Here is a 19,877-nt window from a genome sequence, read left to right on the forward strand (position 1 = left end):
GTTGCCATGCAGGACAGCAGCAATCACACCATCCAAGGGCTCGTCGGTGAAGCTCTGCGGGAGTCGACAGACCTTGCGCAGAAGGAGTTCACGCTCTTCCGCACGGAAATCACGCAGAACGTCCAAACGCTCTTCATGGGACTCGCCATGGTCGTGGTGGCCGCCATCTTCGCCATCGCGGCGATCATTTTGCTGACGGAGTCGCTCGTCGAGTGGCTCGCGGCGGTGGTCGAGTCGGAGGCGCTGGCGGCCTTGATCGTCGGCGGCGTCATGGCGCTTATCGCCATCGGTCTGGGACTTTACGGCCGTCACGCCATGTCGAAGTCCACGCTTGCGCCGCAGAGGACGGTGCGTTCGCTCAAGCGTGATGCGGAAGTTCTGTCCGAAAGGGTCACGTGATGACACAAAGCCTTCAGGAATTGGAAAGAGACATCGAGCATAGCCGCGCCAAGCTCGATCAAACGATCGACCGTCTCCAGGATCGGATGTCTGTTTCCGGCGTCATCGACGACTTTCTCGGAACGGCCCGCTCGGGCGGGTATGCTCCCCTTTTTGACCATGTGCTTGAGACGGTGCGGCGCAATCCGATCCCGGTCATGCTGATCGCAGCAGGGATCGGGCTTCTGGCTCATCGCGTCACCCGGCCGGCCCGGCCCGTGGCCTATCGCAGAACCCGCGTCGTTGCCGAACACGACTTCGTCGCCGAAGAAGATGTGGTGATGGAGCCAGGGGATCCGCGGATCTACGGCGCGGGAGCGTCGACGCTGCAGTCTGGCCCGGACGAAGCGTTCGAGCGCCGCCGCAGCATGACCTCGCGCATCTGATGAATCGAACAGGAGCTTTCCATGGCTGACACAAAGAACGAAACCGGCAAGACCTCCGCGACGGACAAGCAGCCGGGCACGGATACCGGAGCCGGCGCGAAGGTTTCGGCCGGGACTTCGGTCGGCAATATGGGCCAGTCCCCGATGCCACACGCCGCATCCGGAGCGACAGGTTCGAACCAATCTTCTTCGAACAACCAGTCTTCCCAGCAGGGATCGCAGAGCTCGAAAGGGCAGGGCGGCTCGACGACCGAGAAGGCGCAGAATGCCGCCAAACAGGCTGGCGATCAGGCCCGCGAAACGGCGGACCAGGCCCGTCAGCGCGCCGGCGAGGCCTATGAGGGAGCATCCGAGCGGGCTCGCGACACCTATGAGCACGCCAGGGGTTGGGCATCGGGCAGCTACGAGCAGCAGCGCCGTCGCATGGGAGGTGCGAGTGGCCGCTCCTCCAAGATGTACGGCAAGGCTCGCAGCGGCATGCAGCACTACGTCGGGGAGAACCCGATGGTGGTCGGTCTCGTCGGTCTTGCCACCGGTCTTCTGCTCGGCGCTCTTCTGCCGCGGACCCGCCGTGAGGACGAGATGTTCGGCGAATGGGCGGACGAGGTGCGGCACCAGGGCATGCGCTATGCCCGTGAGGCCGCCGACCGGGGCCGCGAATACGTGGAGGAATCCTTCTCCGGAGACGAGGATAAATTCAGCGGGCAGGAACGCGAGTTCAATCAGGGCCGCCCGGACGTGAGCCGCCACTGACGAATGTCTCCATGAGACGATCCAAACGCCGGCTCCATAGCCGGCGTTTTTTGTGCGTGCGGGATTGGGGGAGCAGAAACGATAACGGCCACGGCGAAATGATGCGCGTACATCCGGCGTCATCATTTCGGCAGCGTGACCGCATCCGGCAGCAAGCCGCCGGGTTCTTATAGAGATGGGATGCGACACTTATTTTTCAAGGCCGCACCGCAGTCCGCCGACACGCAAGCCTCACGCAACGAACAGGGATTAAATTATTGCTGTTCGTTGCTGCAGCCGCTTTCTGCAACGCTGGAACCACCCGCACGGGATCTCGTTCCCCGTCTGTCCTGTATGTCGTCCGGAATAGACCTGCCATTCAAGGCAGAGAAAATGTTTTGAGACTGGGATCCTGCGAAGGATCGGAGCGATGGAGCGATGGTGTGCGTATTTTGATATTGGAGGACGACCCTTTCATCGCTCTCGATCTGCAGATGATCCTGGAAGGCGAAGGGCACGAGATCGTCGGCGTGTTCGACTCGATCAACGAGACCTATGAGCATCTCGAGGACGATTTCGAATACGCCTTGCTCGACATCGACGTCGTCGGCGGCAAGAGCTTCGGGATTGCAGCGGAGCTTGCGGAGCGCAACATTCCCTTCGCCTTCGTCTCGGCTTCCCAGCCGAACGACCTGCCGCAGTCTCTGCGGAAGGCCTTGTTCATCCCCAAACCCTTCGAGGAAACATCCATCATCCGCTCGGTCACGCGGGCTTCGACGCGTGAGATGGGCTGCAACTGAGCAGCCGCGGCGGGGATCGCCTCGCAAGGCATTCGCGTGATCCGGCATGAATAATCCCAGGCTCGGCTTCTGCTGCAAATACGTCCCCGGGAACGGCGAGGCAGATGCCGCGCGGGCGATGAATGTCGGCTCCGTGACGATGGCCTATCTCGGCCGCCTCGATGCGAGGGCGGCCCATGACAAGATCGTCTCCGTCGTCATGCACAATCTCGAAGCCTTCCGGCTGCAGGTCGAGCATGTGGCGAGCCGTCCGCCCATCGAGCGCCTGCACCGCCTCTCCAGCGACCTGCTTCCCGGCTACACCCATCCTGTCGCCCGTGAAGCCTATCGCGATCCGGATCTGCGCCGCCTGATCGAGGCGCGGCTCGCCGGCATCGGGACGCTCGCCCGCGACGGCGGCGTACGCCTCAGCATGCATCCCGGGCAGTTCTGCGTGATCGCATCGGCTAATCCCTCCGCCCTGGCAAGCGGCGTGGCGGAGTTCGAGTACCATGCGGAGGTCATGGAGCTAATGGGTTTTGGGGGCGGATGGCATCCGCACGGGGCCCACATCAACGTCCATGGCGGCGCCCGGGCGGTCGGAGTCGAGGGAATTCGTGAGGGGCTTGCCCGGCTGTCGCAGACCGCCCGGAACCTGATTACCATCGAGAACGACGAGGTGAGCTACGGTCTCGACGACCTCCTGCCGCTGGCCGATGACGTGCCCCTGGTGCTCGACCTGCATCATCACTGGATCAAGAGCCAGGGCGAGTACATCGAGCCCGACGACCGCAGGATCGGGCGGATCGTCGAATCCTGGCGCGGGGTTCGGCCCCTGAGCCATGTGAGCGTCTCGCGGGAGGATCTCCTGCCCGATCACGACACCAGGTCTCTTCCCGATTTCAAGGCCCTGGTCGCGGCCGGGATCAAGCCCAGGGACCTGCGCGCCCATTCGGACCTGATGTGGAACGAGGCCGTCAGCGACCTGGTCGCCCGGCATCTGGCGTGGTCGGACTTCGAGGTGGAGGCCAAGCTGAAGAATATCGCCTCGGAAGGGCTCGCCCTCCACGTCCGGAAGACCCTGGCTCATGCGGGATGAGGGCCTCAGGCATCCTGCAGGTATCTTCCGGGCCGGAGCCCTTCAGGGCGGAGCGGGCAGGGGTTATCCACAACTGGCATGCGGAAGGTATGGAACTCCGGAGCTGCTTCTGCGTTGATCGACATCGCGTAGACGAGTCTGTAACGAGATGTCAGAGGCCCAATCCACAGTTCTTTTGGTCGAGGACGAACCGCTGATTCGCCTCTTCATCTCCGAACTTCTCGAGGAATCCGGCTTCAAGGTGGTCGAGGCGGCCAACGCCGCGGAGGCCCTGGTGATCCTGGAGGCGGGCCTGCGCGTGAACGTTCTCCTCACCGATGTGGATATGCCCCTCGGCTGCAGCGGCTTCGAGCTGGTTCACCGGGTGCATAAGTCCTGGCCAGAGGCCGAGATTCTGATCATGTCGGGCCGGCGATGGCCGGCGCAGGGGGATCTGCCCCCCGGAGCCGCCTTCCTGGCCAAGCCCTGCCCGAACGAGGCCATCGTCTCGCACGTGATCTCCGCCGCCGAGCGCACCAGGAGGACCCACCATTTCCATGGGGGCGCTCACCTTTCCGTCGAGGTCTCCGGCAAGGTCGTGCCCTTTCCCAAAACGGCCTGAGGCCGAACTCCATCTTGCTGATAGCGCGGACCAGACATAAGCTCTGCCGGATTTGACCTTCCATCAGGGGGCTGGTGTCTGGAGACGTTCCGGAAGATCCGACCCAGGAAGATCAATGGGCTTATCGGGACCTGATGGAACAGAGTTGCCGACGAGCTTTCCCCTACCACTCCCGGAGGAATACATGCCGACCAAGACGACAGACGGAAAAGCCGGTGCGAAGAAGCCTGCGGCCAAAACGGCTGGATCGAAGCCCAATGCTCTTCAGCAGCCCCTGCAGCCGTCCAAGGAACTGGCGGCCGTTGTCGGTTCGGACCCGCTGCCCCGCGGCGAGGTCGTGAGCAAGATGTGGGACTACATCAAGAAGAATAACCTTCAGAACCCCGAGAACAAGCGCGAGATCCTGGCCGACGACAAGCTGAAGCCCATCTTCGGCAAGCCCAAGGTCACGATGTTCGAGATGAACAAGCACATCGCGCAGCACCTGAAATAGGCTGCTCCGGAGCCGGTTCCATGCAGATGGAGCCGGCTCTTTTCTTTGCTCCGCCGCATTCCTCGTTTTAGGAATCCTGCCGCCAGTGGGAGAGCGGCACGATATCCGGGATACGGCCGGGAGCCTTCTTCCACGGATCGACCGCCCATTCCTGCCCCGTCCGCCTGTCGGCCATGACCGCCGTGGTGTGGGGATACCGCCCATCGAAGAAGAACCCGCGCGATTGCGGGCGTCCGACCTGGTGATGGGCCAGAAGGCCCTGGTCCTGCAGCACCAGAAGCAGGCTCGTCGTGTTCGCCGCTTCGTCCACGCAATCCATCTGCCCGTGCCGGCCCGAAAGCCCCGGCGGCGAGCCCGGGCTGTCGGGGGCGCCTCCGAACGAGGAGGCGAGATAAGCCGTATAGGCGCGCACCACCTCGCCGAGCGCTCGCCGCTCGGCCGCAGGCGAGATGCGGCCGGAGCGAAGGATCGCTCCCGCCCGCCGGAGCCACGCCCCGTCCACTGCGAGAGCCATCCGGCGCGAGCATCCATAGCCGTGACAGGCGACGATGCGGTGGCCCGCGGGAGCGACATAGCCCTGTTCGGAAAACCAGCCCCGCGCAGGCTGCGAGGCATAGGCGGGCCAGGTCGTGGAAAGAGCAAGGGCGGCGGCTGAAATGAGGAGTGGCGTGGATTTCATGAAGGCGTTACCAATCGGCGAGGCTGCCGGGCGCCACCGGTCATATAGATCGGGCGACAGGGCTTCCCACCGGCTAACCCCTTGTTTCCAACGGTCCACCTCCTCCGGAGCTTTCATGTCCCGCATCGTCTTCCTGAACGGTTCCTTCCTCCCCATCGAAGAAGCCAAGGTGCCCTTCATGGACCGGGGCTTCATGTTCGGGGACGGCGTCTACGAGGGCGTCGGCATGCTGGACGGGCGGCTGATCGACAACGAGGCCCATCTGGAGCGGCTGGAGCGGTCCCTCAGGGAGGTCCGCATTCCCAACCCCTACAGCCGCGCGGAATGGACCTCGTTCCAGGAGGAGATCGCCCGCCGGAACGGGATGACGGAGGGCTTCATCTATTTCCAGGTCACCCGCGGCGTGGCCGAGCGGGATTTCGTCTTCCCGGAGAACGCGACGCCGACGGTCGCGATGTTCACACAGGCCAAGTCCATCGCCAATGCGCCGGCGGCGGAGAAGGGTATCGCGGTCATCACGGTGCCGGACCAGCGCTGGAAGCGGCGGGACATCAAGTCGATCTCCCTGCTGGCGCAGGTGCTCGCCAAGCAGGCGGCGAAGGAGGCAGGAGCCCAGGAGGCCTGGATGGTCGAGGACGGGTTTGTGACGGAGGGCGGTTCGTCCAGCGCCTTCATCATCACGAAGGCCGGAGCCGTCATCGTACGCCCGCTCTCGCACGCCATCCTGCCCGGCATCACGCGCCAGTCCCTGCTCCAGCTCTCGAAGGAGGAGGGGATCGTTCTGGAGGAGCGTCTGTTCACGGTCGAGGAGGCCTATGAGGCCGCCGAGGCCTTCCTGACCAGCGCCTCCAACTTCGTCGTTCCCATCGTCTCCATCGATGGACGTCCGGTCGCCGATGGCAAGCCGGGTCCGCTCACGAGGAAGCTGCGCGAACTCTACCTCCGCATGGCGACGGCACCGGCCATGGCGGCCGAGTAGGCTGCCGGAACCTGCCCTCGGATCGCCCGTTGCTCCTTTGAGAAGGAGCGAAATCCATGAAACGAGCGCTGATCGTCGCCTTGATGGCTGCGGGCGGCTTCACGGCCGCCTGGGCGCAGAACCCGGACGTCCTGCAGCAGCAGGCCCCCAACATGCCCCCGCTGCAGCAGATGCCGCCGGAAAAGATCGAACCGCACAGCGATGAGCCGTCCACGACGGGCTCCACGGAAACCCTGAGCGAGCAGCTGAGGGAGAGCGAGGGCGTGATCCGGCCGCCGGAAACGGGAGACCCGGACATCACTGTGCCGCCGCCGGTGCCCAATCCCGGCACGACGCCGGTCATTCCTCCTCCGGGCAGCCCCGGCGGGAATCCGAACGTCGAACCGCGGTAGAAAAGGCGGGCGGAAGGGGGAGAGGTCAGCCTTGTTGTGCTGCCGGCTTCTGCCCCTTGCCGTTCCGTGATTTCCCGTTCGAAGTTTTTCCGCTCGAAGACTTGCCGTTCGACGACTTGCCGTCCGGGAATTTGCCGTTCCGCGCCTGACCGTCGCCGCTCTTCATGATCTGGTCGGCGACCTCGGAAATGCGGCGGCGCAGCTCCTCGTTGTCCTGATCCTGGCCTTCCAGATCCTCGATCCGGCAGCGCGCCTCGTCCCGCTCGCCTTCCGTCTCCAGGAGGCGCTGTTCCAGGATCTGGCTGCGCTCCTGCTCGGCGGCGACGATCTTGGCCAGTTCGTTCAGCCGCCCGCGCTCACCCGAGAGTTCCCGGTCGCGCTCGCCGAGCGCGCGTTCGAAGTCGTTGCCGCGGGCCGTCTGCGTCATCAGGCGCGTCTCGAGGTCCGAGATGGTGATGCGCTTCGTGTCGAGGTCGCTCAGGGCCGCTGTCAGGCGTTCCTGGGCATCCGCATGCTCGGCCTCCAAACGGGCGAGCCGCTCCTCGGCCTGGACCAGATCCGTCTTCGTCCGGCTCCGGTCCCCTTGAGCGAGTTCGAGCTCCATGCGGGTATTGGACAATTCGTCGAGGGTGGCCTGGTGGGCGGCTTCCAGCGCGGCCAGGGTCTCGCGGGACCCGGAGAGCTGCATCTTCGTTTCCGCCAGCTCCTCCTCGATCGTCGCCAGCCGGCCCTGGATGTCCGCGAGCGCCGCCTCGAGCAGCGCGACCGTCTGGTCGCGCTCGGCGACCACGCTGTCGAGGGTCTCGATGCGGACGGCCTGACGGCCCAGCTCCTCCATGTGCTGCTGCTTGAACGCCAGCGCCTCCTCGGCCTTCCGCTCGAGGCGCCGCTGCAGGACGGCGAACTCGGCCCGCAGGTGGTCCTTTTCTGCGGTCAGCTCGGAAATGGAGAGCGGAAAGAGCGCTTCCGCCCGGCGCCGCGCCAGGCGTTCCGCACGAGCATTGATGGCCGGGATGATGAGAAGCGCGATGAGGGCTGCCGCGACGAAGCCCAGCGCGAAGATCATGATGCTTTGGATCACGCGGACGCAAACTCCAGGATGCCCGACCGTTAACGCTCAAGCACCATGCCTTGTGCCTGCGCAGCTTTCCAGAGCCGGGATGCTCTAGACCGCCCGTTGTAGCGCAGTCCAGAATTCTTTCCAGCCGGGATCCGCCTCGCCCGCTGCCGCCTGTTCCAGGGGGCTCCGGTGTGCCGCCGGTTCGGACGGCGAACCGGTGCCTGCTTTCCCTGAGGTGGCTCTAGCTAGAAGGGATTCCAGGTCGGCTCGGGCGTGAACTTCAGGTAGCCCATGTTGACGCCGAGCCGTGCGCCGACTCCGGCCCGGATCGGGACGACCACCATCTCGTCCGCGGCCGCAGCGGTCACGCCGAAGCCGCCGATCAGATAGGCGGAGCCGTCGATGCCCACGAAGCGGCGGAACATGGCATCCGTATAGGGCATGTTGTAGACCAGCATCATCGTGCGCGCGCCTTCGCCACCCACGTCGAAGCCGATGGACGGGCCCTGCCAGAAGATGCGGCGTTCGCCGGCGTTGCGGGTGAAGAGCTTGCCCTCGCCGTAACGCAGGCCGCCGAAGAAGGCGCCGGAGGCCTCCTGGCCGAGAATGTAGCCGTTCGGCTCGCCCCAGCGCCGGATCGCCTCCTGAAGGGCGAGCGCAAGGCCGCGCGAGGCGGAGCCGAAGAACTGATGGCCCGATTCGATGAGCTCGTTCGAGTTGTAGGAACTCGGATCGCCGGGATTGGCGGCATAGGCGGGCTGAACGGTCTGGGCCGTAGCCGCGATGGGCGCAGCGCCGAGAAGGGCCGCGAAGGCGGCCGCCAGAAACGTGGATCGGGAGCGCATGGTCTATCTCCTCGCTTAAGCCGGTGGACAAGCCCGCATGGCGGGCCGGAGGGCTTCCATTGAGGCGCAAGTTTAGGATCATCAACCCTAACGAATCCTGTACGGCCCCGATCTTTTGCCGCAGCGGCAGGGGACGGGCCACTCCACGCCGGCCATGGGGAAAGCATGAAGCCCGAACTCCTCTTCTTCGATGTCGGCGGGACCCTGGTCGACGAGGAGCGCTACCTCGCCGCCTGGGCCGAGTGGCTCGGTGTGCCGCCGGGGACGTTCTTCGCCGTTCTCGGGACCGTCATCGAAGGCAGACGGGACTACCAGGGCGCCTTCAGATATTTCCGGCCGGGTTTCGACATGGCCCGGGAGCGGCAGGCCCGCACCGAGGCGGGGCTGCCCAACGGCTTTTTGCCCTCCGATCTTTATCCCGATACGGTCCCGACGCTCCGCTGGGCCCGGGAGCAGGGATACCGCCTGGGCTTCGCCGGCAACCATTCGGCCCAGACGGAAAGCTTCCTGCAGGAGCTAGGCGTCGAGGCCGAGTTCATCGGCTCCTCGGAAAGCTGGGGCGTCGCGAAGCCCGATCCGCGTTCTTCGAAACCATCGCGAGGCGCTCCGGCCTGCCGCCCCGCAAGATCGCCTATATCGGCGACCGCATCGACAACGACATCCTCCCGGCGAGGGCTTCGGGCATGCAGGCCGTCTTCGTCGAGCGGGGGGCCTGGGGAGCCATTCAGGCCCGTTGGCCGGAAGCCGCAGACGTCCGGTTCAGGGTCCGAACGCTCGGGGAACCGCCGAACCTGTTGGAGAGAATGATGTTGGAGTGACTCAGGCCGCCGCAGCGGGCAGGTCGAGGCGGGGGGCCAGCGCCACGTCGCCGAGGGCCGCGAAGGGGCCGTTGAGATAGCCCCGATCCTCATGCCCATAGGTGAGGGGGATGCCGCCCGGTCCGACGACGCTGCCTCCTGCGCGGGTGAGGATGTGGTCGCCCGCAGCGGTGTCCCATTCCATGGTCGCGCCGCAGCGGACATAGACGTCGGCTTCGCCGGTGGCGATGAGACAGAATTTCAGGGCGGAGGATGTCATGCGCCGGGTGCCGATGGACAGGGCCGACAGGCAATCCTCCGTTGCCTGATCGCCATGCCGGCGGCTGACCAGGGCGATGAGATCCTTCTCGGGGGCAGGCCGCACCTTAACGTCCCGCCATTCGAAGGCGCCATCTCTCTCCTCGGGGATCCGGCTCATGCGGGCCTTCTCTCCGGCGATCCATATGAAGCCGAGGGCCGGGGCGGCCACGGCTGCCGCAACGGGCCGTCCGCCCCTGACCAGGGCGATGTTTACGCTGTACTCGCCGGTGCCGTTGATGAAATCCTTGGTGCCGTCGAGGGGGTCGACCAGGAAGAAGGCGTCGGCCGGATGTGCGGTGCTCGAAGTCTCCTCCGCCACCACAGGGATGTCCGGCCAGGTCTCGCCGAGGCGTCTGATGATCTGCTCCTCGGCCGCGAGATCGGCCGCCGTGGTCGGGGATCCATCATCCTTGATGCGATGCTCGATCAGGGCCCTTTCCATCCCGAGCAGGATCCGCCCTGCCTCCCGAGCGATCTCGGCCAGCTTCTGGGCAATGTCATCGGTATTGCTGTCGTCGGGACGCATCATGGCTGTGTTCTGCCTACGCGGAAACTAACGAGTTCATTTTGCCTGCTTTTCAAAGAACTCCTAGCCGGGTATCCGGGTTCACGTTCTCTTTCCTGTTCGGCTGTAAGCTGTCCACTGAAACTTGGATTTCATCAACATACAGCTGACGTTACGGTCATCCTGGAGCCCAAATGGCCACCATCTCCCTCGATTCGCTCGATCTTGCCGCTCTCCTCTGCTCCCGCGTCTGCCATGACGTGATCTCCCCCGTCGGCGCAATCGTGAACGGGCTCGAGGTTCTGGAGGACGATAACGACGCCTCGATGCGCGAGTTCGCCCTAGATCTCATCAACAAGAGCGCCCGGCAGGCCTCGGCCCGGCTCCAGTTCGCCCGCCTCGCCTTCGGCGCGGCCGGTTCCGCCGGAGCCTCCATCGATCTCGGCGATGCCGAGCAGGTGGCCCGGGGGCTCTTCCTCGACGACAAGGTCGCCTTCTCCTGGTCGGCCCCGCGTCTGCTCTTCCCGAAGAACCGGGTGAAGCTTCTCCTCAACCTCATCATGATCGCGATCACCGCCATTCCGCGGGGCGGCGCGATCGACGTCGCGGTGTCCGGCACGGTCGAGGCCTGCGAATTCGTCATCAAGGCGAAGGGCCTGAACGCCCGCATCCCGGCCCACGCGGAAACCCTGCTCGCCGGCGACTCCGAAAGCGGCACGGTCGATGCGCACGGGATCCAGGTCTATTACGCCGGCATGATCGCCCGCGCCTCCGGCATGACCGTCGCCTTCAGCATCGACGGCGACGAGGTGACGATCCGCGCGACGACGGTTTGAGACTTCTCTAAGCCCTGTAGGCGACGAGAACCGCTCCGGTGGCGATAAGGGCGATGCCGAACCAGTTGGGCATCGCCAGCTTCTCTCCGAGAAAGACAACTCCGAACAGGGCGACAAGCACCAGACTGAGCTTGTCGAGCGGTGCGACGCGAGCGGCGTCTCCGAGTTTGAGCGCGCGAAAATAGCAGAGCCACGATGCGCCCGTGGCGAGACCTGAGAGAATCAGGAAGAGGTAGGTCCTGCCGGAGACGGATGTCAGGGGCTGCCACTGCCGGGTGCCGACGAGAATTCCTCCGAGCACGAGCAGGATCACGATCGTCCGGATGAAGGTGGCGAAGTCCGAGTTGATCTGCTCGATGCCGATCTTCGCGAAGATCGCCGTCAGGGCCGCGAAGATCGCCGAGAGCAGAGCCCAGAATTGCCATGAGAGCAGAAGCGATTTCACCGGGGCCTCCTTCGAAGAACAAAAAACCCGGCTTTCGCCGGGCCTTTTGGGATCGTCCGATGCGCGGCGATCAGACCGCGATGCGCTCGTCGGATTCGGCGGGCTCGCGCAGCACGTAGCCGCGGCCCCAGACCGTCTCGATGTAGTTCTTGCCCTGCGAAGCATTGGCGAGCTTCTTGCGGAGCTTGCAGATGAAGACGTCGATGATCTTCAACTCCGGCTCGTCCATGCCGCCATAGAGATGATTGAGGAACATCTCCTTCGTGAGGGTCGTGCCCTTCCGAAGCGAGAGAAGCTCCAGCATCTGGTATTCCTTGCCGGTGAGATGCACGCGGGCGCCGCCGACTTCGACCGTCTTGGTGTCGAGGTTCACGACCAGGTCGCCCGTGGTGATGACCGACTGGGCATGGCCCTTTGAGCGACGCACGATAGCGTGGATGCGGGCCACCATCTCGTCCTTGTGGAACGGCTTGGTGAGATAATCGTCGGCGCCGAAGCCGAGGCCCTTCACCTTCTCCTCGATGCCGGCCATGCCGGAGAGGATCAGAATCGGCGTCTTGACCTTCGCGACGCGCAGCGTGCGCAGAACCTCGTATCCCGACATGTCGGGCAGGTTCAGGTCGAGAAGAATGATGTCGTAGTCATAGAGCTTGCCGAGGTCGATGCCCTCTTCACCGAGATCCGTCGCATAGACGTTGAAGTTCTCGGATTTCAGCATCAGCTCGATGCTTTGCGCAGTTGCGCTATCGTCTTCGATCAGAAGTACGCGCATGTTCAATCCCCAGCCCCGGCCCTTGAGCTTGCGGGCAGCATCTTGCCGCCCATCCGCCACCGGGCCTGTGACGGACGCTCTTTTGAACTGATTCGAAACGCTAATATGGAATGGTTAACAAACCCTGATTCAGGCATGCAAGCGCTTAACGACCGGATTGTACCAAAGGGCCGTTTATAGCGATTGTCCTGTGGATTACGGGTCACCATACGGAACAGCATCACGAATATGAAAAGCTTGCGGGCAAAGCATTTCACCCACATCCGCCTGCGGGCCGGAAGGGGACCGCAGCCGTGACGGCCCCAGTGTTAACGGAACCGGTAAACGAAAGGTTGACGAGGCCTTAACTTGAGGCCCGGCGGCCGGGCAGGAGTGCTACCGGCCTGTTCCGGCAGCCGTTTTTCCGACCCGGGCGGTAAGGAAGGATCAACCTCCCCATGCGATGTTGGACTGTGTCCGGCGGATGACTGAGCGATCCGTAAGGCACATGTGGCAGCGACGTGTGGAGTAGAAACAAGATGAAGTCGCGGGATACGCTCATCCGCCTCAAGCGCTTTCAGGTCGACGAGAAACGTCGTCGGGTGGCGCAGATCGAGATGATGATCGCCGAATTCGACCGCATGGCGGCCGACCTCGACCGGGAGATCGCAGCGGAGGAGCAGAAGGCCGGCATCGCCGATCCGAACCATTTCGCCTACCCGACCTATGCCCGCGCCGCAGCACAGCGCCGGGACAATCTCCGTCAATCGGCTCAGAACCTCCATGCCCAGCTCGACGATGCGAAGGCAGAGCTCGGCGAGGCTTTCGAGGAGCTGAAGAGGGTCGAGAGCCTGGAAGACCGCGAGCGGACCATGGATGCCGCGATCAGCCAGCTCGGCCAGCCCCGCGCCCTGCGCGCCTCGGCCTGACGTTTTCCTGCTTCGGTTTTTTCAGGACGCGCCGCAGCCCGGCGCGTCCTTTGTCGTTTCGGGCGAGCCCAGGACCGGGATATGCGGCGCGGCCTCGGGAGGGAGAAAGCCGAGCAGCCGGGGATCGTCCGCCACCTCAATGGCGCGCTTGTAGGGCGTGAAGCCCGAGCGGATGTAGAAGGCGAGCGCAGCCGGGTGATCCAGCGTACAGGTATGAACGAAGAACCGGTCGATGGGCTGGGCGAAGGCCCGGCGGATCGCCTCGTTCATGAGAAAGCGTCCGGCTCCCTGGCCGATGGTTCCGGGGACGAGTCCGAGAAAGACGAGTTCGACCTCCTTCTCGCCCCGGAAGTCCAGTTCGAGGATGCCGATATCGGCGGTGCCGTCGTGGAGCGCATAGGCTTCGATCCCGGGATCGTCCAGGATCTCCGCCAGCTTCTCGTCGTACATGACGGCTCGGCTGAACCAGAGCCACGGCGCGCCCACCTGGCGGAACAGGGACCTGTAGCGGTCGCGATTCCCGTTCATCCGTTCGAGCGTCCAGCCGTCTGGCTTGCAAAGGCTCGGCAGGCGGGGTCGCTCGCGCATCTCGAGATAGGTGACGATCGTTGCGATCTTCTCCGGCGGCAGGTCCGTGTAACCGTCGAGATTGAGCACCGGCGGGGGTTTCACCGTCATATGGCAGCCCTTCACTGGGATTCGGTGCCAGTCATCTTCCACGCGCGGACGATGAGGGCAATGGCATCGCAGCATCGGACGCTATGTCCCTCCCAGGCGGGCGATATGCCCCTTGCGGAACAAGGGGATTGTGGGCACAGAGGGGCAAAAGAGGGAGCCTGCCGTCTCGATGAAGAATGTGCGTGAGTTCATCTGGCCCGTGATCGGGCTCCTGGCGGTAGTTGTCTCCTGCTGGCTTCTTTATCGTGAGTTGCGCGGTCTCTCCCTCGATGACGTCTGGGACAGCCTGACGGCGATTCCCGGCCACCGCTACGCCCTGGCGGGACTGTCGACCCTCGTCGCCTATGCGGCGCTCGCCTGGTACGACCGCATCGCGCTTCTTCATCTCGGCGTTCGCCATATCTCCTGGACTTTCGTCTCGATCACCTCGTTCACGACCTATGCCCTGTCGCACAATATCGGCGCCTCGGTGTTTTCAGGCGCAGTCGTCCGTTACCGGGCCTACACGTCGAAGGGCCTGAGCGCGGCACAGATTGCGGTGCTGGTGGCCCTGTGCTCCTTCACCTTCGGCCTTGGCACGATCCTGCTCGGCGGCGTCGTGCTGACCGTGAACCCGACCCTGCTCTACAGGCTCGAGGAGCTCCTGCCTTCGGCGCTGACCAATCCTGCAATGGCGCGGATCATCGGTCTCCTCCTCCTCGGCTTCGTGGCGCTCTACGTCGTCGGCTCGATCCTGCACCTCCCGCCGCTCGTGATCCGCAAGGCCAAGCTGGAATATCCCCGCCCGGCGATCATGCTGCGCCAGCTGATCGCCGCCCCCCTCGAATTGCTGGGTGCAGCCGGCATCATCTATTTCGCGCTTCCCGCCCACCTGGAGCCGAGCTTTCTGGTCGTGCTGGCGGTTTTCCTGGCGTCGTTCTCCGCAGCCCTGGTCAGCCATGCGCCGGGCGGGCTCGGCGTGTTCGAGCTCGTCTTCCTCACGGCCATGCCCGACATCCCGACCGCAGACGTGCTGGCGGCGCTCATCGTGTTCCGCCTCTTCTACCTGCTGGTTCCCTTCGCCCTGTCTCTGGTGGTGGTCCTGATGTTCGAGCGGGCGCGGCTTGCACAGGCTTGGCGCGGACGGGCTGCCGATCAGGGCTCCGTGCCGCCGCCCCTGGCCTGATATTCATGTCTCGCTCCTTCAGGCGGCTCCGCTTCGGCCTGTTGACCCTGTTGGGCCTCAGGCGCCTCGGCTTCTTCATTCCGTATCGCTATGCGGGGAGTGTGGAGCCGCTCGACTATCCGGCCCTGCATCCGGCTTTCGAAGCCTCTCACGACCGATTCAGGTCGGTGCTGGAGGCGATCGAGACGCATGCCGAGGACCTCGGCCGCATCCTGGAGGGGAGGGGACCTGCCCGGTTCGACCAGGGCTGGTTTCCGCGCCTGGATGCAGCTGTCGCCTACGCCCTCGTGCGCAGGGAAAAGCCGAAGCGCATTGTCGAGATCGGCTCGGGCCATTCCACCCGCTTCATGGCCCAGGCGGTGGAGGACGGCGCACTTCCCACCCGCATCACCTGCATCGATCCCGCGCCGCGGGCGGTGCTTGGCCGCGTCAAGGTCGAGCATAAGCCAGTCCTGCTCCGGGATGCCGATCCCGGGTACTTCGAGGAGCTGGGTGTCGGGGATATTCTCTTCATCGATTCCAGCCATATCGCGATGCCCGGAACCGATGTGGACCGCCTCTTCCTCGATGTGCTGCCGAGGCTCGCGGCCGGGGTTCTGGTGCATGTCCACGACATCACGCTGCCCTACGCCTATCCCAAGATATGGGATTGGCGGGCCTATAACGAGCAGCTTCTCGTGGGCGCCCTTCTGCAGGGGAGGGGATATGAGCTCGTGTTCGCCAGCCACTATGTATCAAGAGACCTGCCGCAGGCGCTGAATCACGGAATTCTGGCCCGGCTGCCGCTCGAGCCCGGCGCTCACGAGACGAGCCTGTGGCTGAGGAAGCTTTAGGATCCTAAGGCTCTCTCACGCCATGGCTGCGGGCTTCTGCCTCGGCTCAGGCACCGCAATGCCGGCCTTCATGTATTCATTGAGCTTGTTGCGCAAGGTGCGAATGGAGATGCCCAGGATCTTCGCCGCATGGGTTCTATTGCCGAGGCAATAGGCAAGGGTGTCGAGGATGAGATGACGCTCCACGTCGGCGATGGTCCGGCCGATCAGAACGGAGGGCGGAGCCTCGGCTGCAGGGAATTCGGATGACCCGGGATGGGGTTGAGGGAAAGTCTGATTGTCCAACCTGTCCTGGGCTTCGAGCACGGTCCGGTCCTATACATGGGGAGGGTGCGGCATTTATGCCGATTCGTGGTTAGGAAGATCTTAACGGCTGTGGCCGGATCCTGACCGTGAGAGCCCAAGAAAAAAGGCGCCGCTCTCCTCAAGCAGCGCCCGGTATCCGCTCCGTTGAGCCTGTTACTGCCGATACTGCTGGATGCGCGTCGTGCGCAATCCGGCGAGACCGTGCTGGTCGATGGACATCTGCCAGCTCAGGAACTCTTCCGTCGTCAGGGTGTAACGCTGGCAGGCTTCCTCCAGGCTCAGCAGCCCTCCGCGAACGGCGGCAACGACTTCGGCCTTTCGGCGGATGACCCAGCGGCGGGTGCTGGAGGGAGGCAGGTCGGCAATCGTCAGGGGACTACCGTCGGGCCCAATGACATACTTGACCCTTGGGCGGTGGGGTTCGGTCATGATACGCTCACACAAAAATTCAACGACCTTGATAGGGCAAACCTAACCGGCGGGGCTTAATGTTTTCCTAAGCCCGTGCAGGCGGTTACGAGGATGCCCAGATTTAGCCACATTGGTTAAGACCGCCTTATTGCAGCGGACTTTCTCTGGAAGAATGCACCTCCAATCGCTATAGAAGGGCTTTGGCCCCTCCCGTGCGCCGCCTTGAACGGCGCCTCTGGATGGAATGATGCTCAACTCACTCGATCTTCCGACCGAGCCGTCGAAGACCCGCGTCGTCGTTGCGATGTCGGGCGGCGTGGACTCGTCCGTCGTGGCGGCGCTTCTCAAGCGCGAAGGCTACGATGTCATCGGCATTACGCTCCAGCTCTACGACCACGGGGCCGCCGCTCACCGAAAAGGCGCCTGCTGCGCCGGACAGGACATCTATGATGCCCGCCGGGTGGCCGAGGCCATCGGCATTCCGCACTACGTGCTGGACTACGAAGCCCGCTTCCGCGAGGCGGTGATCGACCGTTTCACCCAGAGCTATCTGGCGGGCGAGACGCCGATCCCCTGCGTGGAGTGCAACCGCTCCATCAAGTTCAAGGATCTCCTCGAGACCGCCAAGGAGCTGGGGGCCGACGTGCTCGCCACGGGCCACTACGTCGCGAGCCGTCGTCTGCCCGACGGGCGCCGCGCTCTCCATCGGGCCGCCGACCCGGACCGGGATCAGAGTTACTTCCTCTATGCCACGACCCCGGAGCAGCTCGACCTCCTGCGTTCCCCCCTGGGCGAACTGCCGAAGGAGAAGACAAGGGAGCTGGCCCGCGAATTCGGGCTCACGGTTGCGGAAAAGGCCGACAGCCAGGACATCTGCTTCGTCACCCAGGGCCGCTACAGCGACGTCATCGAACGCCTGAAGCCCGGAGCGGTGCAGGGCGGCGAGATCGTCCATGTGGACGGGCGCGTGCTCGGCCAGCACCAGGGCATCATCCACTACACGGTCGGCCAGAGGAAGGGGCTGGGCCTTTCCACAGGAGAACCGCTCTACGTGGTACGGCTCGACGCCAAGGAGGCCCGCGTCGTGGTGGGGCCTCGCGAAGCCCTGGCGACCCGTCTCATCCGCATCACGGACGTGAACTGGCTGGGCGACGTTCCGCTGGAATCCTTGGGCGAGAAGGGGATGGAGGTGGCCGTACGCGTCCGCTCGACCCGCGAGCCGCGTCCTGCGATTCTGCGTTACACAGGAACCTGCCCCACGGTCGAGCTGTTATCGGCGGAGGACGGGGTGTCTCCCGGTCAAGCTTGTGTCATGTATGAGAGCGATGCTCCGCGGGCACGGGTGCTTGGCGGGGGCACCATCGCTCGCACGGCCGCCGAAGCCGCCCCCGCTGCGGCCTGAGGCATCGTTCTTAAGGAAGTTGCATGACGGATGGACCGACCACGGCCCTGATGCGCAAGGCTTATGCGCGTTGGGCTCCGATCTATGATCTCGTTTACGACAGGCTGACCGAGCCGGCCGCCCGCGCCGCCGTGAATGCGGCAGTCGCCTGCGGTCCGAAGGTGCTGGAGGCCGGGGTCGGGACCGGCCTGTCCCTCGGCTATTATCCGTCCCACGCCGAGGTCTATGGGGTCGACCTCTCCAAGGACATGCTGCGCCGCGCGCAAGACAAGGTCGAGAAGCGCGGCCTGACCCACGTGAAGAGCCTTCAGGTGGGGGATGTGACCCGCCTCGACTTCCCGGATGAGACGTTCGACGCGGTCACGGCCCAGTTCATCATCACTCTCGTGCCGGAACCCGAGACCGCTCTCTCCGAATGCGCCCGCGTTCTGAAGCCCGGCGGCGAGATCGTGCTCGCCAACCATTTCGGCCAGCCCTCCGGCCCCATCGCGGCCATGGAGGCGATGGCGTCGCCCGTGGTGAAGGCGATCGGCTGGAGTTCCGCTTTCAAGGCCTCCCGGATCGAGGAATGGGCCCGCAGGACAGGCCGGATGGAGGTCGTCGAACTCAAGCCGCTCTTCCCCGGCGGCTTCTTTAAGTTGATGCGGATCAGGAAGCGGGCTTAAGGTCGTAAGCTGGCGGAAAAGATCGGAGGAAACGCCCGGTTTCCTTAAATCCGGCTCAGCTTGCAATTATCGGACGTGAGGCCTACATTCAGGTCTCGACATTTGGCCGGATCCCTGTGCCGCTTCGCCTGCATGATCAGGCGCACGTTCAGTCTTCTTCCAAAAAATCGAACGACCCGACGGGCCGTGCATTGGCACGCCCAGATGCGAACTCATGCTACGAAAGACACTGCAATGCTGACAGGAACGGTAAAGTTCTACAACGATCAAAAAGGCTACGGCTTCATCCAGCCGGACAATGGCGGAAAGGACGTTTTCGTCCACGCGACGGCGCTCGAGCGTGCCGGCCTGCGCGGTCTCGTCGAAGGCCAGAAGGTTTCCTTCGAGATCGAAACGGACCGCCGCTCCGGCAAACAGGCGGCCGGCAACCTCCAGACTGCTTGATATTATTCTCGGGGGTATCGGTGCTCCCACGCTTCAGGGGGGACGGCTCCCGCCCCCCTGGAGCCAAGACAAGAAACAGGAACAAATGCAATTTCACTTCATCCCCAAAGCTATCGGCGGGGACCATTGGACGACAGGCTTCACTCTGGATCGGGTTTGGGCCGATGAGGTCGGCAAAGGTCGCGAGATTAGCCACATGCTCGATCAAAGCTACATGTATCACTCGGCGCGTGAGCTGCAGTGGCATCTGGCGGAGCGTTTCGGGCTTCCTGCCCAGTCGGTCAGGGTGACTTCCACGACTTGAGCCCTATTTTCAGGGTGAGCACCCGATCCGCTTACAACGAAAGCCTTTTCCATGCGTATCTTCATGTTCACCTCCCAGGCCAAGGACGATCTTCACGCCTTCGCGGGCGACGAGTCCGGCAGCAAGCTTCCGAGCAAGTTCGGGCCCTGGGGCCTGACGGGCACCCTCAACTCCCGCGAGGCGCCGCCCCACAAGTTCTCCCGCCGCACCATCGAGCAGGCGATCTCGACGGAAGGCTTCCAGCTCTGGCGCATGAAGCCCAAGGGGTAACGGTTCAAGGCAGGGCGGCAGGCCATTTCCCGCCGCGTCCTGCCCTGAACGGTCCGTCGGCGGCAGGCAGGCCACAAAACCGCATTCCGGGCGCGGGTCTTTCTTGACACTGGGGCCCAACCTTCCCTATATCGCGCTTGCCTGACGCGGGGTTCGCCCCGCTCTCTGGGGCGGAGTAGCTCAGTTGGTCAGAGCAGAGGAATCATAATCCTTGTGTCGGGGGTTCAAATCCCTCCTCCGCTACCAATCTCAAGAACAACTCAGGACTAAACTGAAAAGGCGCCGTACGGCGCCTTTTGCTTGTGTGCCGAGCATGTTCGACAGCTCGGAGG

The 19,877-nt window shown here is 64.0% G+C and carries 27 protein-coding genes, 1 tRNA gene and 2 pseudogenes; 21 read left to right on the plus strand and 9 right to left on the minus strand.

From position 1 onward, the window contains the following. Window positions 1–6 precede the first annotated feature (6 nt). The 7 genes from LG661_RS18865 to LG661_RS18895 all read left to right on the plus strand — a co-directional run bounded on the left by LG661_RS18865 (window position 7) and on the right by LG661_RS18895 (window position 4,528). The gene (locus LG661_RS18865) at window positions 7–399 is read left to right on the plus strand and encodes a phage holin family protein (protein WP_230533447.1); all 393 of its coding nucleotides are present in this window, start codon (window positions 7–9) and stop codon (window positions 397–399) included. After that, window positions 399–824, plus strand: coding sequence for a DUF3618 domain-containing protein (locus tag LG661_RS18870; RefSeq protein WP_230533449.1), 426 nt, complete (start codon window positions 399–401; stop codon window positions 822–824). The genes LG661_RS18865 and LG661_RS18870 overlap by 1 nt, the downstream gene beginning before the upstream one ends. A gap of 21 nt (window positions 825–845) precedes the next feature. Then, window positions 846–1,577 (plus strand): hypothetical protein, encoded by a 732-nt coding sequence (locus LG661_RS18875; protein WP_230533450.1) that lies wholly within the window; start codon window positions 846–848, stop codon window positions 1,575–1,577. A 422-nt stretch (window positions 1,578–1,999) separates the two neighbouring features. Then, the gene (locus tag LG661_RS18880; RefSeq protein ID WP_230533451.1) at window positions 2,000–2,356 is read left to right on the plus strand and encodes a response regulator; all 357 of its coding nucleotides are present in this window, start codon (window positions 2,000–2,002) and stop codon (window positions 2,354–2,356) included. Between the two features lie 46 nt (window positions 2,357–2,402). Further along, window positions 2,403–3,434 carry an apurinic/apyrimidinic endonuclease family protein gene (locus LG661_RS18885; RefSeq protein WP_230533452.1) on the plus strand — a complete coding sequence of 344 codons (1,032 nt, stop codon included), beginning with the start codon at window positions 2,403–2,405 and terminating at the stop codon, window positions 3,432–3,434. A gap of 148 nt (window positions 3,435–3,582) precedes the next feature. Beyond that, complete coding sequence (locus LG661_RS18890) at window positions 3,583–4,035, plus strand: response regulator (protein ID WP_230533453.1); 453 nt, start codon at window positions 3,583–3,585, stop codon at window positions 4,033–4,035. Between the two features lie 184 nt (window positions 4,036–4,219). Next, the gene (locus LG661_RS18895) at window positions 4,220–4,528 is read left to right on the plus strand and encodes an SWIB/MDM2 domain-containing protein (RefSeq protein ID WP_230533454.1); all 309 of its coding nucleotides are present in this window, start codon (window positions 4,220–4,222) and stop codon (window positions 4,526–4,528) included. A 67-nt stretch (window positions 4,529–4,595) separates the two neighbouring features. Here LG661_RS18895 and LG661_RS18900 read toward each other — a convergent pair whose 3' ends face one another. Then, window positions 4,596–5,207 (minus strand): hypothetical protein, encoded by a 612-nt coding sequence (locus tag LG661_RS18900; RefSeq protein WP_230533455.1) that lies wholly within the window; start codon window positions 5,205–5,207, stop codon window positions 4,596–4,598. Between the two features lie 115 nt (window positions 5,208–5,322). Here LG661_RS18900 and LG661_RS18905 point away from each other — a divergent pair, with 115 nt between their 5' ends. Further along, the gene (locus tag LG661_RS18905) at window positions 5,323–6,186 is read left to right on the plus strand and encodes a D-amino-acid transaminase (RefSeq protein WP_230533456.1); all 864 of its coding nucleotides are present in this window, start codon (window positions 5,323–5,325) and stop codon (window positions 6,184–6,186) included. A gap of 56 nt (window positions 6,187–6,242) precedes the next feature. Then, window positions 6,243–6,578: a hypothetical protein gene (locus LG661_RS18910; RefSeq protein ID WP_230533458.1), complete on the plus strand. Its 336-nt coding sequence runs from the start codon at window positions 6,243–6,245 to the stop codon at window positions 6,576–6,578. A gap of 25 nt (window positions 6,579–6,603) precedes the next feature. Here LG661_RS18910 and LG661_RS18915 read toward each other — a convergent pair whose 3' ends face one another. After that, on the minus strand, window positions 6,604–7,659 hold the full coding sequence (locus LG661_RS18915) for a coiled-coil domain-containing protein (RefSeq protein WP_230533460.1): 1,056 nt from the start codon (window positions 7,657–7,659) through the stop codon (window positions 6,604–6,606). A 224-nt stretch (window positions 7,660–7,883) separates the two neighbouring features. Then, window positions 7,884–8,483 (minus strand): DUF1134 domain-containing protein, encoded by a 600-nt coding sequence (locus LG661_RS18920; protein ID WP_230533462.1) that lies wholly within the window; start codon window positions 8,481–8,483, stop codon window positions 7,884–7,886. Between the two features lie 165 nt (window positions 8,484–8,648). Between LG661_RS18920 and LG661_RS25480 the strand changes: the two are divergent. Continuing rightward, window positions 8,649–9,053, plus strand: a pseudogene (locus tag LG661_RS25480) (HAD family hydrolase); the annotation flags it as partial. Between the two features lie 65 nt (window positions 9,054–9,118). Next, entirely contained in the window at window positions 9,119–9,301 is a 183-nt protein-coding gene (locus LG661_RS25485; RefSeq protein WP_407666750.1) for an HAD hydrolase-like protein, read from the plus strand. A 1-nt stretch (window position 9,302) separates the two neighbouring features. Here the strand turns inward: LG661_RS25485 and LG661_RS18930 are convergent, their stop codons facing one another. Further along, on the minus strand, window positions 9,303–10,130 hold the full coding sequence (locus LG661_RS18930; protein WP_230533465.1) for a 3'(2'),5'-bisphosphate nucleotidase CysQ family protein: 828 nt from the start codon (window positions 10,128–10,130) through the stop codon (window positions 9,303–9,305). 170 nt (window positions 10,131–10,300) lie between these two features. On the opposite strand from LG661_RS18930, the gene chpT reads away from it, so the two are divergent. Beyond that, complete coding sequence (chpT, locus tag LG661_RS18935; protein WP_230533466.1) at window positions 10,301–10,942, plus strand: histidine phosphotransferase ChpT; 642 nt, start codon at window positions 10,301–10,303, stop codon at window positions 10,940–10,942. A gap of 7 nt (window positions 10,943–10,949) precedes the next feature. Here chpT and LG661_RS18940 read toward each other — a convergent pair whose 3' ends face one another. Next, window positions 10,950–11,387, minus strand: coding sequence for an EamA family transporter (locus LG661_RS18940; protein ID WP_230533467.1), 438 nt, complete (start codon window positions 11,385–11,387; stop codon window positions 10,950–10,952). Window positions 11,388–11,457: 70 nt separating this feature from the next. Next, the gene (ctrA, locus tag LG661_RS18945) at window positions 11,458–12,159 is read right to left on the minus strand and encodes a response regulator transcription factor CtrA (protein WP_230533468.1); all 702 of its coding nucleotides are present in this window, start codon (window positions 12,157–12,159) and stop codon (window positions 11,458–11,460) included. A 518-nt stretch (window positions 12,160–12,677) separates the two neighbouring features. Here ctrA and fliJ point away from each other — a divergent pair. After that, on the plus strand, window positions 12,678–13,067 hold the full coding sequence (gene fliJ, locus LG661_RS18950) for a flagellar export protein FliJ (RefSeq protein WP_230533470.1): 390 nt from the start codon (window positions 12,678–12,680) through the stop codon (window positions 13,065–13,067). Between the two features lie 21 nt (window positions 13,068–13,088). Here fliJ and LG661_RS18955 read toward each other — a convergent pair whose 3' ends face one another. Next, window positions 13,089–13,745, minus strand: coding sequence for a GNAT family N-acetyltransferase (locus LG661_RS18955; RefSeq protein ID WP_230533472.1), 657 nt, complete (start codon window positions 13,743–13,745; stop codon window positions 13,089–13,091). 169 nt (window positions 13,746–13,914) lie between these two features. Here LG661_RS18955 and LG661_RS18960 point away from each other — a divergent pair, with 169 nt between their 5' ends. Together LG661_RS18960 and LG661_RS18965 are read left to right on the plus strand one after the other, a co-directional pair. Next, window positions 13,915–14,910, plus strand: coding sequence for a lysylphosphatidylglycerol synthase domain-containing protein (locus LG661_RS18960; protein WP_230533473.1), 996 nt, complete (start codon window positions 13,915–13,917; stop codon window positions 14,908–14,910). Between the two features lie 5 nt (window positions 14,911–14,915). After that, the gene (locus LG661_RS18965) at window positions 14,916–15,743 is read left to right on the plus strand and encodes a class I SAM-dependent methyltransferase (RefSeq protein ID WP_230533475.1); all 828 of its coding nucleotides are present in this window, start codon (window positions 14,916–14,918) and stop codon (window positions 15,741–15,743) included. 15 nt (window positions 15,744–15,758) lie between these two features. On the opposite strand, the pseudogene LG661_RS18970 reads toward LG661_RS18965, so the two are convergent. Both LG661_RS18970 and sciP read right to left on the minus strand, forming a co-directional pair. Further along, window positions 15,759–15,977 (minus strand): annotated as a pseudogene (locus LG661_RS18970) (helix-turn-helix domain-containing protein); the annotation flags it as partial. Between the two features lie 225 nt (window positions 15,978–16,202). Further along, window positions 16,203–16,478 (minus strand): CtrA inhibitor SciP, encoded by a 276-nt coding sequence (gene sciP, locus LG661_RS18975; RefSeq protein ID WP_009763782.1) that lies wholly within the window; start codon window positions 16,476–16,478, stop codon window positions 16,203–16,205. 229 nt (window positions 16,479–16,707) lie between these two features. Here sciP and mnmA point away from each other — a divergent pair, with 229 nt between their 5' ends. From mnmA to LG661_RS19005, 6 genes are all read left to right on the plus strand, one after another. Beyond that, entirely contained in the window at window positions 16,708–17,862 is a 1,155-nt protein-coding gene (gene mnmA / locus LG661_RS18980) for a tRNA 2-thiouridine(34) synthase MnmA (protein ID WP_230533477.1), read from the plus strand. 23 nt (window positions 17,863–17,885) lie between these two features. After that, window positions 17,886–18,527, plus strand: a complete 642-nt coding sequence (locus LG661_RS18985) for a class I SAM-dependent methyltransferase (protein WP_230533479.1) — start codon at window positions 17,886–17,888, stop codon at window positions 18,525–18,527. 234 nt (window positions 18,528–18,761) lie between these two features. Continuing rightward, window positions 18,762–18,971: a cold-shock protein gene (locus LG661_RS18990; protein ID WP_230533481.1), complete on the plus strand. Its 210-nt coding sequence runs from the start codon at window positions 18,762–18,764 to the stop codon at window positions 18,969–18,971. A gap of 85 nt (window positions 18,972–19,056) precedes the next feature. Next, window positions 19,057–19,275, plus strand: a complete 219-nt coding sequence (locus LG661_RS18995; RefSeq protein WP_230533483.1) for a hypothetical protein — start codon at window positions 19,057–19,059, stop codon at window positions 19,273–19,275. Between the two features lie 51 nt (window positions 19,276–19,326). Continuing rightward, the gene (locus LG661_RS19000; RefSeq protein ID WP_230533484.1) at window positions 19,327–19,545 is read left to right on the plus strand and encodes a hypothetical protein; all 219 of its coding nucleotides are present in this window, start codon (window positions 19,327–19,329) and stop codon (window positions 19,543–19,545) included. Between the two features lie 169 nt (window positions 19,546–19,714). Next, window positions 19,715–19,791: transfer RNA gene (locus LG661_RS19005), tRNA-Met, on the plus strand. The last annotated feature ends 86 nt before the right edge of the window (window positions 19,792–19,877 follow it).

It is taken from the genome of Microvirga roseola (assembly GCF_020866965.1).
Classification (GTDB): domain Bacteria; phylum Pseudomonadota; class Alphaproteobacteria; order Rhizobiales; family Beijerinckiaceae; genus Microvirga; species Microvirga roseola.

Coding starts and splice junctions, on each gene's coding strand:
- LG661_RS18865 (WP_230533447.1), top strand. CDS start 7: ATGCAGGACAGCAGCAATCACACCATCCAAGGGCTCGTCGGTGAAGCT.
- LG661_RS18870 (WP_230533449.1), top strand. CDS start 399: ATGACACAAAGCCTTCAGGAATTGGAAAGAGACATCGAGCATAGCCGC.
- LG661_RS18875 (WP_230533450.1), top strand. CDS start 846: ATGGCTGACACAAAGAACGAAACCGGCAAGACCTCCGCGACGGACAAG.
- LG661_RS18885 (WP_230533452.1), top strand. CDS start 2,403: ATGAATAATCCCAGGCTCGGCTTCTGCTGCAAATACGTCCCCGGGAAC.
- LG661_RS18890 (WP_230533453.1), top strand. CDS start 3,583: ATGTCAGAGGCCCAATCCACAGTTCTTTTGGTCGAGGACGAACCGCTG.
- LG661_RS18895 (WP_230533454.1), top strand. CDS start 4,220: ATGCCGACCAAGACGACAGACGGAAAAGCCGGTGCGAAGAAGCCTGCG.
- LG661_RS18900 (WP_230533455.1), bottom strand. CDS start 5,207: ATGAAATCCACGCCACTCCTCATTTCAGCCGCCGCCCTTGCTCTTTCC.
- LG661_RS18905 (WP_230533456.1), top strand. CDS start 5,323: ATGTCCCGCATCGTCTTCCTGAACGGTTCCTTCCTCCCCATCGAAGAA.
- LG661_RS18910 (WP_230533458.1), top strand. CDS start 6,243: ATGAAACGAGCGCTGATCGTCGCCTTGATGGCTGCGGGCGGCTTCACG.
- LG661_RS18920 (WP_230533462.1), bottom strand. CDS start 8,483: ATGCGCTCCCGATCCACGTTTCTGGCGGCCGCCTTCGCGGCCCTTCTC.
- LG661_RS18930 (WP_230533465.1), bottom strand. CDS start 10,130: ATGATGCGTCCCGACGACAGCAATACCGATGACATTGCCCAGAAGCTG.
- chpT (WP_230533466.1), top strand. CDS start 10,301: ATGGCCACCATCTCCCTCGATTCGCTCGATCTTGCCGCTCTCCTCTGC.
- ctrA (WP_230533468.1), bottom strand. CDS start 12,159: ATGCGCGTACTTCTGATCGAAGACGATAGCGCAACTGCGCAAAGCATC.
- fliJ (WP_230533470.1), top strand. CDS start 12,678: ATGAAGTCGCGGGATACGCTCATCCGCCTCAAGCGCTTTCAGGTCGAC.
- LG661_RS18955 (WP_230533472.1), bottom strand. CDS start 13,745: ATGACGGTGAAACCCCCGCCGGTGCTCAATCTCGACGGTTACACGGAC.
- LG661_RS18960 (WP_230533473.1), top strand. CDS start 13,915: ATGAAGAATGTGCGTGAGTTCATCTGGCCCGTGATCGGGCTCCTGGCG.
- LG661_RS18965 (WP_230533475.1), top strand. CDS start 14,916: ATGTCTCGCTCCTTCAGGCGGCTCCGCTTCGGCCTGTTGACCCTGTTG.
- sciP (WP_009763782.1), bottom strand. CDS start 16,478: ATGACCGAACCCCACCGCCCAAGGGTCAAGTATGTCATTGGGCCCGAC.
- mnmA (WP_230533477.1), top strand. CDS start 16,708: ATGCTCAACTCACTCGATCTTCCGACCGAGCCGTCGAAGACCCGCGTC.
- LG661_RS18985 (WP_230533479.1), top strand. CDS start 17,886: ATGACGGATGGACCGACCACGGCCCTGATGCGCAAGGCTTATGCGCGT.
- LG661_RS18990 (WP_230533481.1), top strand. CDS start 18,762: ATGCTGACAGGAACGGTAAAGTTCTACAACGATCAAAAAGGCTACGGC.
- LG661_RS18995 (WP_230533483.1), top strand. CDS start 19,057: ATGCAATTTCACTTCATCCCCAAAGCTATCGGCGGGGACCATTGGACG.
- LG661_RS19000 (WP_230533484.1), top strand. CDS start 19,327: ATGCGTATCTTCATGTTCACCTCCCAGGCCAAGGACGATCTTCACGCC.